The following is an 11,445-nucleotide window of genomic DNA, read 5'->3' on the forward strand; positions in this document are numbered from 1 at the left end:
GATTACAGATTCATCATCGCGCAGGAATGCGGGGTGAAACAGAATTTGCCTGGCGGCGATAGCGCGGTGGTCCCACCTGACCCCATGCCGAACTCAGAAGTGAAACGCCGTAGCGCCGATGGTAGTGTGGGGTCTCCCCATGTGAGAGTAGGGAACTGCCAGGCATCAAATTTAGCGTGCTGATATGGCTCAGTTGGTAGAGCGCACCCTTGGTAAGGGTGAGGTCCCCAGTTCGACTCTGGGTATCAGCACCAGTTATTAGGTTAAAGTTTGGCACTTAGAAAGAATTTGCCTGGCGACGAGAGCGCGGTGGTCCCACCTGACCCCATGCCGAACTCAGAAGTGAAACGCCGTAGCGCCGATGGTAGTGTGGGGTCTCCCCATGTGAGAGTAGGGAATTGCCAGGCATCAAATAAAGCAAAAGGCTCAGTCGAAAGACTGGGCCTTTTTGCTTTTCTGATTTTCAGCACCGTGCGTACACCCTGTAAAGCAGCCGGATATCTCCCGGCCAGGCCCGTATGGTCGCCACAAATATTCTGATAAACGAACGATTATTAAACTAAAAAGGGCCCAGTCGAAGACTGAGCCCTTTGTTTTAGCTGCCGTTTATTGTGCAGCATGCTGCTAAGATGAAAATTTAGCGGGTCAGGGCCACAATACCCAGCGTCAGGCCTGCAACGGCTGCAGCACCGCCTGCAATGGCGCCTGCTGTCTCCCAGTTATCCTGAGTGGTCCCTTTCATACAGGTATTAGTATGGACTAATCGCCCCTGAGAATCATAGACCGGTACGCAGGGAGAGTCATGGGCACAGCCGGCGAGCAGTGTCGTCAGCAGCGTCACTAAAATAAATTTTTTCATGGTAGGCCTCTGAATAATCCGTCGGGTTGTACCGGTGTCGATATATGACGGAATAGCCTATTTTACCATCGGTAATATCAAGTCCAGCGGCCGAAATAATATCAATTTATGTTCAGCGTAAATATCGTGGAGATCGCGATGGAATGATGAGGAAAATATGCAGAATAAAATAACGAAAGAGAAGTGAGAGCCATATTATTCGTCGGCCGAGAATATAACAAATTGATTTTTAACATATCCATCTATTTGCCGCCTGGCGAAAAAAGTGTGAAGCGACCGCTGCGCGTGAACGGAGTGCTTACTTATGCTGGCGATATTTTCTACCCCGCTTGCTGGCCGTGACTTAACATCAGGGCCAAATGCCGCCCCCCTGGAATACAGCCACAGAAGCCACCACAACAGGATGCCAGAACCAACCTGAATCTCCTTTAACGGCAGGCCATCAGCGCGCTCCTGGTGCATCAGAGAGGGTTTTGTCGCAACCTGAGGAGCCAGTCTGTTCCAGGTGCATATCGCACCGGAGATGCGACGTGCCCTCAAGCCCGTTTGGTGGTATGCGTACTGGCGGGTCCGGATATTGATACCGGGACGTGGATTGTCGGCACGGTGTCAGTGCGCGATGAGTCGGGTTACCCGATCGATAAGCGCAAAGTTAAAACTGGTAGCCCTGGCGGGTTCAATAATGATCAGCAGGCAGGAACAGGAGTCTCATTCTCCCGGCTGATATATTGAGTTGTGATAGCGCTTAATGCTCAACAGGCGAGAGATGTGCAGCGGCTTCTGCTTTCGCTTCATCGACTATTATGTTCGGGTATACGGTCTGGCAGGTGTGATTTGATAAAACGGCTGCCCGGATTTGATATCACGCTCTTCGACAAAGTGGCATTGCAGAGTCAGGCTGCTGATCAGTGGTCTGCACTTCAGCGATGCGAAATACCGATGTCCGCCTGGCAGCCGGAGAAATTCAATACGTCAGATAATAAAAAGGCGCTTCCCCATGCCGAAGAGCGCCTTTTATAACAAGCAATTAACTGATTAGTATCAGTTCATGCCGTATTTTTTCAGTTTCTTACGCAGAGTACCGCGGTTGATGCCCATCATCAGGGCCGCACGGGTCTGGTTACCACGGGTGTATTGCATCACCATGTCCAACAGGGGCTGTTCAACTTCAGCCAGTACTAGCTCATACAGGTCATTCACATCCTGACCATTCAGTTGAGCAAAATAGTTCTTCAGTGCCTGTTTAACCGAGTCACGCAGGGGTTTTTGAGTTACCTGATCCTGAGAGTTAACGGTAGAAACGGTCAGTACGTCAGAATTTACGCGTTGTTCGAACATAGTTCTGTCAGCTCTTTATTTCTGTTTACGCAAAATTTTCGAAGTATGCCTCCAACGCCTCCAGCTGATCGCTGGCATCCTCTATGGCGTTGAATGTGCGCCGAAACTGGTCATTTGGGGCGTGCTCCTGTAGATACCAGGAGACGTGTTTACGTGCAATTCGGTACCCTTTTGCCTGGCCATAAAAGTCATGCAATTCCCGAACATGCGCGCAAAGCAAACGCTTAACCTCTGCCAATGGCAGCGGGGGCAGCAGCTCCCCAGTGTCCAGATAATGCTGGATTTCCCGAAAGATCCAGGGTCTTCCCTGAGCTGCGCGGCCTATCATAAGGGCATCAGCCCCCGTATAGTCGAGCACAGCTCTGGCTTTAAGCGGGTCAGTAATGTCACCATTCGCGATAATCGGAATGGAAACTTTCTGCTTAACTGCCCGAATACTGTCGTATTCAGCGTCTCCGTTAAACAAACAGGCGCGGGTGCGTCCGTGAATAGTCAGAGCCTGAATGCCACACTCTTCAGCCAGTTGGGCAATTTCTACACAGTTACGGTGTTCCGGCTCCCAACCGGTGCGAATCTTGAGTGTCACGGGAACGTCCACTGCCTTGACGACCGCCGTCAGGATTAACTTCACCTGATCGGGATACTGCAAGAGGGCTGAACCTGCGAGCTTGCGATTCACCTTTTTCGCCGGGCACCCCATATTAATATCAATAATCTGGGCACCGCTTTCCACGTTAATACGGGCGGCTGCGGCCATCTCTTCCGGTACGCTACCGGCGATTTGCACGGTACGAATACCGGGCTCATCCACGTGCACCATCCGTAAACGGGATTTGTCGCTCTCCCAAACCTGCGGGTTGGAGGACATCATCTCGGAAACGGTTAAACCTGCTCCCATCTCGTAGCACAGCGTCCTGAATGGTCTGTCAGTAATGCCAGCCATAGGCGCTGCGATCAGGCGATTTCTGAGCTGATAGTGTCCGATGCGCATGAGTTAAGAAATGACCATACTGTGACTGCAAGGCGGCGTATATTACGCATTTTTTGCACGAGATGAAAGGCCAAACTTTGAGCAATCCTCTGTCACAGATCAATGAATCCCACATCGGGAGAAAAGGGATGGATAAATTATCCTATTAATCATCATCTTAATCGATGGTGGATAATTTGTGTCCATTTATAAAATCGCAAAACTTCTCGATTTTTCTTAGAAAAATGGGACTGTTAACGGCATAAAACGCTGTTTTTGTAGTCAAAAAAGCGCATCGTAATGCGATCTGGCTCCCATTTCTTGACGTCATTCAGCGGTTACTGGAAACAAAAAAGCGGCCCGCAGGCCGCTTTCCAGAGTTACTTTCTGCGGCCGGTGATTCGGCACCACTCTTCTTTCTCCACCACCGGGTCGAGGGCAAAGCGTTCGGTATAGGCTTCGCAGACGCTTTCCGCCTGGCTGGCGAGAATACCAGAAAGGCCCATCAAACCGCCTGAAACGGGCAGCACGCTGATTAACGGGGCCAGCTCACGTAATGGCCCTGCCAGGATGTTGGCGACCACCACATCGGCGCTGAGCGCTTCTGGCTGGTCCTGCGGTAAATAGAGCTCCAGACGATCGGAGACACCGTTACGCTCGGCGTTATCACGGCTGGCCTGAATTGCCTGTGGGTCGATATCAATACCGATCGCTTTTGCGGCACCCAGCTTCAGCGCCGCAATCGCCAGAATGCCCGAACCACAGCCAAAATCGATAATCGTTTTGCCCGTCAGATCCAGTCCGTCCAGCCATTGCAGGCAGAGCGAGGTGGTCGGGTGCGTGCCGGTACCAAACGCCAGGCCCGGGTCGAGCATCACGTTGACCGCGTTTGCATCCGGTACTTCACGCCAGCTTGGGCAAATCCACAGCCGCTCGCCGAAACGCATTGGGTGGAAATTATCCATCCATTCACGTTCCCAGTCTTTATCTTCCAGCTGCTCGATTTTATGTGTGAAACCGGCGCCCAGCAGCGGATGCTGCTCGAGGATAGCCACCACGTCATGCATATCGCTTTCAGCGTCGAACAGGCCGATAACGTCGGTGTCTCCCCACAGGCGAGTTTCACCCGGCAGCGGCTCGAATACCGGCGTATCGTGGGTATCCTGGAAGGTGATGGAGACCGCACCGGCCTCCATTAGCGCGTCGCTGAGGTCTTCAGCATGTGCGCCGGTGGTATTCAGTTTCAGTTGGATCCATGGCATAGCAAAACTCTTTATTTGTCAGTAGTCATAACAGGGGCGGGTGGAACGGGCTGACCAAAACGGTTGCCCACCACAAAAGCCAGCAAACTTAGCAGTAGCGAGGGCACGATAGGATGAAAGCCCAGGTACTGAATTTTCAGGGTGGCGAGCACGGCATACAGCACGCCGCCGACGATCATCGCGCTCAGGGCTCCTGCCGCGTTGGCACGCTCCCAGTACAGGCCCAGAACCAGTGGCCACAGGAAGACCGCTTCCAGCCCGCCAAACGCGAGCAGGTTCAGCCAGATGATCATCTCAGGCGGACGCCATGCGGCCAGCAACAGCAGCGCGCCGAGGATCAGCGTGATCATCGCCGACATCCGCTTCAGGCGTTTCTCGTTATTCAGCTGTTCCGGGTGCAGGTTCAGGTATAAATCCTTAATGATCGTAGCGGAACTCTGCAATAACTGCGCGTTGATCGTCGACATGATCGCCGCCATTGGCGCGGCAAGGAAGATCCCGGCGGCAAACGGCGGCAGTACTTTCACCATCAACGTAGGGATGACCAGATCCGGGATGGTCAGATCCGGGATCACCGCGCGACCCAGCGCACCGGCGAGATGCATGCCAAACATCAGGATAGCGACCACGATGGTGCCGAGAATAATCCCGCGGTGCACCGCCTTGCTGTCTTTATAGGAGATACAGCGCACTGCCGTGTGCGGCAGGCCGATAACGCCAAAGCAGACCAGAACCCAGAAAGAGGTCATAAACGTCGGTGACAGAATATCGTCCGCTCCCTGGGGAGACACCAGCTTTGGATCGATATGTTCCAGGGTCTGCACTGCCATGCTCAGACCACCCGCAGCATGAACGATACCGACGAGCAGTACGATGGTGCCTATCAGCATCACCAGACCCTGCATCGCATCATTCAATACGCTGGCACGGAAGCCGCCGAAAGCGGTGTAGAGCGCGATACTGATACCGAAAATCAGCAAACCGGTTTCGTAAGGAATGCCTGCGGCGGTTTCCAGCAGCCGTGCGCCGCCGATAAACTGCACGGTCATCGCACCGATAAACGCAACCAACAGACTGAGGCTCGCCAGCCATACCAGCAGACGGCTCTGATAGCGGGCGAACAGCATATCGTTGAGCGTTACCGCGTTATACCGGCGGGCCAGAATAGCGAATTTTTTCCCCAGTACCCCGAGCGACAGCCACACGGCAGGCAGCTGGATCATCGCCAGCAGCACCCATCCGAGCCCGTATTTATATGCCGCGCCCGGGCCGCCAATGAACGAACTGGCGCTGATATAGGTGGCCGTCAGGGTCATGGCCAACACGAAGCCGCCCATCGAACGGCTGCCGAGAAAATACTCGTTGAGGAATGCCCCGGTCGAACGCTTGCGCATCGCATAAATCGACAGGCCAAACACCACCAGCAGGTAGGCAATAAGCGGCAGGATCACTTCAGGCTGCATCATCATCCTCCAGCGGAATATCGCGGTAGATAAACTTCACCATCGCCCAGCACAGCAGAATGAAAATCAGGGGGATCAGCAGACAAGCCATTTCAAACCAGCGCGGCAGGCCGGTAAAGCCCTGCTGAGAACCTGGAATGTAAGCACTTGCTAACCATGCTGCAAGATAGAGGAGGGTAAGCCACAACGCCCAGCGGGCTTCTTTGTGGGCCTGAACAAAACGCGCGTCCATAAGGCTCCCGGGGTCAATTTAAAGCGGGGATTGTACCTTAAGGGGCTGGCAAGAGGAGAGAAAAAGAAAAAAGGCCGGATAATCCGGCCTTTTGCTGCGAATACAGGATTATTTTTCCTGTAAGCCGAGTTTTTTCTCCAGATAGTGGATGTTGGTTCCACCATGCTGGAAATGCTCGTCATTCATAATGCGAATCTGCAGATCGACGTTGGTTTTGATGCCGTCGATGATCAGCTCCTGCAGCGCATTTTTCATGCGTGAAATCGCGACATCACGGTTTTCACCGTAACAAATCAGCTTACCAATCATTGAGTCATAGTACGGAGGTACGGTGTAGCCTGCGTAGATATGAGACTCCCAACGTACGCCGAAACCGCCTGGCGCGTGGAAGCGGGTAATTTTACCCGGGCTCGGCAGGAAGGTGTTCGGGTCTTCGGCGTTGATACGGCATTCCACCGCATGGCCACGAACCTGGACTTCTTCTTGCTTGATGGACAGCGGCTGGCCAGCCGCGATACGCAGCTGTTCTTTGATCAGGTCAACGCCGGTAATCATTTCGGTGACCGGATGTTCAACCTGAATACGGGTGTTCATTTCAATGAAGTAGAACTCACCGTTTTCAAACAGGAACTCAAAGGTGCCTGCGCCGCGATAGCCGATGTCGACACACGCTTTAGAGCAGCGTTCGCCGATGTAGCGACGCAGTTCCGGGGTAATGCCCGGCGCCGGCGCTTCTTCGACCACTTTCTGGTGACGACGCTGCATGGAGCAGTCGCGTTCCGCCAGATAGATAGCGTTGCCCTGGCCGTCAGCCAGTACCTGGATCTCGATGTGACGCGGATTTTCCAGGTATTTTTCCATATATACCATGTCGTTGCTGAATGCAGCTTTTGCTTCAGCTTTGGTCATGGAGATGGACTGGGCCAGTTCAGCATCGCTGCGTACAACGCGCATACCGCGTCCGCCGCCGCCGCCGGAGGCTTTGATGATAACCGGATAGCCGATGCGTTTTGCATGAGCGCGGTTCGCATCCATATCGTCGCCCAGCGGGCCGTCAGACCCCGGAACGGTCGGTACGCCCGCTTTCTTCATCGCGGTGATCGCAGACACTTTATCGCCCATCAGACGAATGGTGTCGGCTTTCGGGCCGATGAAGATGAAGCCTGAACGTTCAACCTGCTCAGCAAAGTTGGCGTTTTCGGACAGGAAGCCATAACCCGGATGGATGGCCACCGCGCCGGTAATTTCCGCTGCGCTGATGATTGCCGGGATATTCAGATAGCTTTTTACGGACGGAGCCGGGCCAATACAGACCGTCTCATCCGCTAACAGTACGTGTTTTAGATCGCGATCCGCAGTGGAGTGCACAGCGACGGTCTTGATGCCCAGTTCTTTACAGGCACGCAGGATACGCAGTGCAATCTCGCCTCGGTTAGCGATAACAATTTTATCCAGCATGTTCGCCTCGTTACTCGATGACTACCAGCGGCTCATCAAATTCTACCGGTTGGCCGCTTTCGATCAGAATGGCTTTCACCACGCCGGATTTATCGGCTTCGATCTGGTTCATCATTTTCATCGCTTCTACGATGCACAGGGTGTCGCCCACGTTAACTTTCTGACCGACTTCCACGAACGCTTTTGCGTCCGGGCTCGGGGTGCGGTAGAAAGTACCGACCATCGGGGAACGTACGATGTGACCGCTGATTTCTGCTTTCGCCGGCGCGTCTGCCTGAGCGGCGGCGGCCGGTGCTGCTGCAACCGGTGCCTGAGCCTGCATCATCGGCGCGGCATAAGCCTGCTGCATGACCGGGTAGCCCGCATTTGGCGCGGCACGGCTGATGCGTACAGACTCTTCGCCTTCAGAAATTTCCAGTTCGGAGATGCCTGATTCTTCAACCAGCTCGATCAGCTTTTTAATCTTACGAATATCCATGAGTGGGTTCCGTACTCTTTGTTTAGTGTGATTGTGACAGGCGTTTTACCGCCGTCTGTAAAGCGTATGAATAGCCGTCCGCACCGAGTCCGCAGATGACGCCCGAGGCGATATCCGACAGATAGGAGTGGTGACGGAACGGTTCGCGTGCATGTACGTTGCTCAGGTGAATCTCGATAAACGGGATACTGACCGCAAGCAATGCATCGCGGATAGCCACGCTGGTGTGCGTAAACGCGGCCGGATTAATCAGGATATAGTCCACAGTGTCTTTAGCCTGATGAATTCGGTCGATTAGCGCGAACTCCGCATTGGACTGCAGGTGATCCAGCGCCACGTTCAGAGCCGAAGCTTCTGATTCCAGACGGTTAACAATCTCAGAAAGCTTAAGGGTGCCATACTTCTCAGGCTCACGGGTGCCGAGCATGTTAAGGTTGGGTCCGTTTAAAAGCAAAATGCGAAACTTGTCAGCCATTGTGTGGCTATCTCCTGCCATTCTCGGGTAAAAAACAAAATATACCTTCGAAGCGCGCTTGTCACCTTTTCAGGGCTCGAAAACCCCGTCAGGAAAACCAAAGTCGCACATTATAACGATTTCGTAGCATTTGGCAGCTAAATACTGGTCTTATCAGGGAAGATTATCAACCGCTATCGTTCAAAGCATCGCGGTTGATAAAAGATCTGCGGGAAACTGCACATATCCGATGATTATCGCCACCACTGACGGAACTTCTTGTAACGCCATGCTAAAAGCAACGCGGCCAGCACGGCATAAATCACCGGCTGCGGGGATAAAATCTTCACCGACCACAGGTAGTGAATGGGAGCAAGGATTGCCACCAGATAGACGAAGTTGTGCAAAGTTTGCCATCGGCGACCCAGTTTTCTCTGCAGCGCTTGTGTTGAAGTGGCGGCCAGCGCCAGCAAAATCAACCAGCTGATAAAACCCAAAGTCAGGTAAGGTCTGCTGACTAACTCCGAACCCAGCAGCGCCAGATTGTTGATACCTAACTCCAGCAGCGTGTAGCTGGTGAGATGCAGCGTTGCCCAGGCAAAGCACCACAACCCGAGTAAACGCCGGGTACGAATCAACAAAGGTTGTTTAGCGTAGCGCGCGAGCGGTGAGACGAGCAAGGTCGCAAGCAAAAATTTAAGAGCCATCCTACCGGTAAAATGCTGGATATCTTTTGCCGGATCGGCGCTAAAGTAGCCCTGTTGTCCGGCCCAGAAGAGCCAGATAAAGGGCAAGAGACCGGCCAGATGGAGGACCACCTTCAGCCAGGTAATCTGTTTTACGCTCAGACGCACTAGTAATACTCCCGCAGATTCAGTCCCCGATAGAGCGATGCCACCTCGTCAGCATAGCCGTTAAACAACATCGTCGGCTGGCGCTTAACATCAAGTACGCCGCCAGAGCCGATAACACGCTCTGTAGCCTGCGACCAGCGCGGATGATCGACGTGCGGGTTGACGTTAGCGTAGAAGCCATATTCTTGCGGCCCGGCGAGATTCCAGGTGGTGGGGGGCTGCTCGCGCGTCAGCTCGATACTGACGATGGATTTAATACCTTTAAAACCGTATTTCCATGGGACGGTCAGCCGGACAGGGGCGCCATTTTGCGGCGGCAGCGCTTTACCGTAAACGCCGACGCTCAGCAGCGTCAGAGGGTGCATGGCTTCATCCAGCCGCAGACCTTCTACATAAGGATAAGCCAGTCCCCCGCCGATAAAGCGATCTTTTTGCCCCGGCATTTGATCCGGTGCATAGAGGGTTTTAAATGCGACAAAACGGGCGTTGCTGGTGGGTTCAACCAACGCCAGCAGTTTATGTAGCGGGAAGCCGACCCAGGGCACCACCATTGACCAGGCTTCCACGCAGCGCATCCGGTAAATACGCTCTTCTAGCGGAAAGCGCCGGGTCAGATCGTCATGATCAAGCGTCAGCGGTTTGGCCACCTCTCCGCCAATCGTGAGGGTCCAGGGATCGGTACGCAGGCTGCCGGCATTGGCCGCGGGGTCTGCTTTATCAAGACCAAATTCATAGAAGTTGTTATAGCCGGTGACTTTATCTTCCGGCGTCAGCGTGAGCGAGCTTTGCCACTCCGCGGGTTTATTGAACGTCAGGGCTTTACCTGCCGGGGCCGGCGGGCGGTCGTGACCTTTAAACCAGTCCAGGAGATCGGCCCGCGCCGTGGGGGAAAGAGAAAGGGCCGTTGCGGTGATCCCGAGTGACTTCAGCACCTGGCGGCGCTGCAGCATAAATACGGATTCTGCCGTGACATCGGCTTCCGTGAGTTTTTTAGGTTTCATGACATCCTCCGACATGCTTTTTTCTAAGCATGACGGAGGCGGCGATTTATCGCGAATATGTCACGAAAAATTGCAGATTAGGCGATCTTCACCAGCGTCCGCCCCTGGATCTGATTGTTCATGATCTTAGCGGCAAATGCCGGGGCCTCTGCGAGGGTAATTTCCGTGGCGCTCGCTGAATAGAAGGATTCCGGCAGGTCACGCACCAGACGTTGCCAGGCTTCAGCGCGACGCGCGGGCGGCGTCATGACGGAATCGACGCCCTGCAGGCGAACATTGCGCAGAATAAACGGCATTACCGTCGTCGGCAGCGCAAAGCCTCCGGCCAGACCACAGGCGGCGACGCAGCCGCCATAGTTCATCTGCGCCAGCACTTTCGCCAGCACCTTGTCCCCGACGGTATCGATCGCGCCAGCCCACAGCTGTTTTTCCAGCGGACGGGTTTCGGCAAACTCTTCGCGACCGAGAATGCGCTGCGCGCCGAGGCTTTTCAGATATTCATGGGTGCTTTCGCGGCCAGAGACTGCGACGACCGAATAGCCGAGCTGATGCAGCAGCGCAATGGCGGTACTGCCGACGCCGCCGCTGGCGCCGGTGACAATGATTTCACCATCCTGCGGACGGATACCGGCATCTTCCAACGCCATGACGCACAGCATTGCGGTGAAGCCGGCGGTACCGATCGCCATCGCTTTACGGCCATCAAGACCTTCCGGCATTGCGACCAGCCAGTCGCCTTTCACGCGCGCACGCTCGGCCAGACCACCCCAGTGGTTTTCACCGACGCCCCAGCCGGTCAGCAGCACTTTCTGGCCGCTGTGGAAGCGCGGATCTTCGCTTGAGTGAACGCTACCGGCGAAATCGATGCCAGGAATCATCGGAAAGTTGCGGATGATTTTTCCCTTGCCGGTGATCGCCAGCGCATCTTTATAGTTAAGGCTCGACCAGTGAATATCGACGGTGACATCGCCCGGCGGCAGCTGGTCGGCGTCGATGGTTTGCACCGAAGAGATTGTTTTACCATCCTGCTGTTCTAATATTAAAGCCTGCATATGCGGGTCCTTATTTGTACAAAG

13 protein-coding genes, 1 tRNA gene and 2 rRNA genes are annotated in these 11,445 nt (G+C 54.2%); 4 read left to right on the forward strand and 12 right to left on the reverse strand.

The window, feature by feature from the left end; translation table 11 throughout:
• Nucleotides 1–48: 48 nt before the first annotated feature.
• The 3 genes from rrf (AC236I_RS02315) (at nucleotide 49) to rrf (AC236I_RS02325) (ending at nucleotide 407) form a co-directional block, all read left to right on the forward strand.
• Nucleotides 49–164 (forward strand): 5S ribosomal RNA (gene rrf, locus AC236I_RS02315).
• A 14-nt stretch (nucleotides 165–178) separates the two neighbouring features.
• A tRNA-Thr gene (locus AC236I_RS02320) sits at nucleotides 179–254 on the forward strand.
• Between the two features lie 37 nt (nucleotides 255–291).
• Nucleotides 292–407: ribosomal RNA gene (rrf, locus tag AC236I_RS02325) — 5S ribosomal RNA — on the forward strand.
• A 230-nt stretch (nucleotides 408–637) separates the two neighbouring features.
• On the opposite strand, the gene AC236I_RS02330 is transcribed toward rrf (AC236I_RS02325), so the two are convergent.
• Nucleotides 638–859: a lipoprotein gene (locus tag AC236I_RS02330; RefSeq protein ID WP_004868310.1), complete on the reverse strand. Its 222-nt coding sequence runs from the start codon at nucleotides 857–859 to the stop codon at nucleotides 638–640.
• Nucleotides 860–1,693: 834 nt separating this feature from the next.
• On the opposite strand from AC236I_RS02330, the gene AC236I_RS02335 reads away from it, so the two are divergent.
• Entirely contained in the window at nucleotides 1,694–1,879 is a 186-nt protein-coding gene (locus AC236I_RS02335) for a hypothetical protein (RefSeq protein WP_071359802.1), read from the forward strand.
• 21 nt (nucleotides 1,880–1,900) lie between these two features.
• On the opposite strand, the gene fis is transcribed toward AC236I_RS02335, so the two are convergent.
• From fis to acuI, 11 genes are all read right to left on the reverse strand, one after another.
• Nucleotides 1,901–2,197 (reverse strand): DNA-binding transcriptional regulator Fis, encoded by a 297-nt coding sequence (gene fis / locus AC236I_RS02340; RefSeq protein WP_000462905.1) that lies wholly within the window; start codon nucleotides 2,195–2,197, stop codon nucleotides 1,901–1,903.
• Nucleotides 2,198–2,222: 25 nt separating this feature from the next.
• The gene (gene dusB / locus AC236I_RS02345) at nucleotides 2,223–3,188 is read right to left on the reverse strand and encodes a tRNA dihydrouridine synthase DusB (protein ID WP_004868308.1); all 966 of its coding nucleotides are present in this window, start codon (nucleotides 3,186–3,188) and stop codon (nucleotides 2,223–2,225) included.
• Nucleotides 3,189–3,547: 359 nt separating this feature from the next.
• Entirely contained in the window at nucleotides 3,548–4,429 is an 882-nt protein-coding gene (gene prmA / locus AC236I_RS02350; protein ID WP_487608682.1) for a 50S ribosomal protein L11 methyltransferase, read from the reverse strand.
• 11 nt (nucleotides 4,430–4,440) lie between these two features.
• Nucleotides 4,441–5,892 carry a sodium/pantothenate symporter gene (gene panF / locus AC236I_RS02355; protein WP_015585636.1) on the reverse strand — a complete coding sequence of 484 codons (1,452 nt, stop codon included), beginning with the start codon at nucleotides 5,890–5,892 and terminating at the stop codon, nucleotides 4,441–4,443.
• Nucleotides 5,882–6,124 carry a YhdT family protein gene (locus AC236I_RS02360; protein WP_004868304.1) on the reverse strand — a complete coding sequence of 81 codons (243 nt, stop codon included), beginning with the start codon at nucleotides 6,122–6,124 and terminating at the stop codon, nucleotides 5,882–5,884. Before AC236I_RS02360 ends, panF begins: the two co-directional genes overlap by 11 nt.
• Nucleotides 6,125–6,232: 108 nt before the next feature.
• Nucleotides 6,233–7,582: an acetyl-CoA carboxylase biotin carboxylase subunit gene (accC, locus tag AC236I_RS02365; RefSeq protein WP_004868303.1), complete on the reverse strand. Its 1,350-nt coding sequence runs from the start codon at nucleotides 7,580–7,582 to the stop codon at nucleotides 6,233–6,235.
• Between the two features lie 10 nt (nucleotides 7,583–7,592).
• The gene (gene accB, locus AC236I_RS02370; RefSeq protein ID WP_004868302.1) at nucleotides 7,593–8,060 is read right to left on the reverse strand and encodes an acetyl-CoA carboxylase biotin carboxyl carrier protein; all 468 of its coding nucleotides are present in this window, start codon (nucleotides 8,058–8,060) and stop codon (nucleotides 7,593–7,595) included.
• Nucleotides 8,061–8,082: 22 nt separating this feature from the next.
• Entirely contained in the window at nucleotides 8,083–8,535 is a 453-nt protein-coding gene (gene aroQ / locus AC236I_RS02375) for a type II 3-dehydroquinate dehydratase (protein ID WP_004868300.1), read from the reverse strand.
• A gap of 233 nt (nucleotides 8,536–8,768) precedes the next feature.
• Entirely contained in the window at nucleotides 8,769–9,368 is a 600-nt protein-coding gene (gene msrQ, locus AC236I_RS02380) for a protein-methionine-sulfoxide reductase heme-binding subunit MsrQ (protein WP_015585637.1), read from the reverse strand.
• Entirely contained in the window at nucleotides 9,368–10,369 is a 1,002-nt protein-coding gene (gene msrP, locus AC236I_RS02385; RefSeq protein WP_103072932.1) for a protein-methionine-sulfoxide reductase catalytic subunit MsrP, read from the reverse strand. Before msrP ends, msrQ begins: the two co-directional genes overlap by 1 nt.
• Nucleotides 10,370–10,446: 77 nt before the next feature.
• Complete coding sequence (acuI, locus tag AC236I_RS02390) at nucleotides 10,447–11,421, reverse strand: acrylyl-CoA reductase (NADPH) (RefSeq protein ID WP_004868287.1); 975 nt, start codon at nucleotides 11,419–11,421, stop codon at nucleotides 10,447–10,449.
• Nucleotides 11,422–11,445 lie beyond the last annotated feature (24 nt).

This window comes from Klebsiella sp. Sb-30 (assembly GCF_057652795.1).

Bases quoted from the DNA above. Each gene is read 5' to 3' on its own strand.
- msrP (WP_103072932.1), bottom strand. From the start codon at position 10,369: ATGAAACCTAAAAAACTCACGGAAGCCGATGTCACGGCAGAATCCGTA.
- accC (WP_004868303.1), bottom strand. From the start codon at position 7,582: ATGCTGGATAAAATTGTTATCGCTAACCGAGGCGAGATTGCACTGCGT.
- prmA (WP_487608682.1), bottom strand. From the start codon at position 4,429: ATGCCATGGATCCAACTGAAACTGAATACCACCGGCGCACATGCTGAA.
- AC236I_RS02330 (WP_004868310.1), bottom strand. From the start codon at position 859: ATGAAAAAATTTATTTTAGTGACGCTGCTGACGACACTGCTCGCCGGC.
- accB (WP_004868302.1), bottom strand. From the start codon at position 8,060: ATGGATATTCGTAAGATTAAAAAGCTGATCGAGCTGGTTGAAGAATCA.
- AC236I_RS02360 (WP_004868304.1), bottom strand. From the start codon at position 6,124: ATGGACGCGCGTTTTGTTCAGGCCCACAAAGAAGCCCGCTGGGCGTTG.
- dusB (WP_004868308.1), bottom strand. From the start codon at position 3,188: ATGCGCATCGGACACTATCAGCTCAGAAATCGCCTGATCGCAGCGCCT.
- panF (WP_015585636.1), bottom strand. From the start codon at position 5,892: ATGCAGCCTGAAGTGATCCTGCCGCTTATTGCCTACCTGCTGGTGGTG.
- fis (WP_000462905.1), bottom strand. From the start codon at position 2,197: ATGTTCGAACAACGCGTAAATTCTGACGTACTGACCGTTTCTACCGTT.
- acuI (WP_004868287.1), bottom strand. From the start codon at position 11,421: ATGCAGGCTTTAATATTAGAACAGCAGGATGGTAAAACAATCTCTTCG.
- aroQ (WP_004868300.1), bottom strand. From the start codon at position 8,535: ATGGCTGACAAGTTTCGCATTTTGCTTTTAAACGGACCCAACCTTAAC.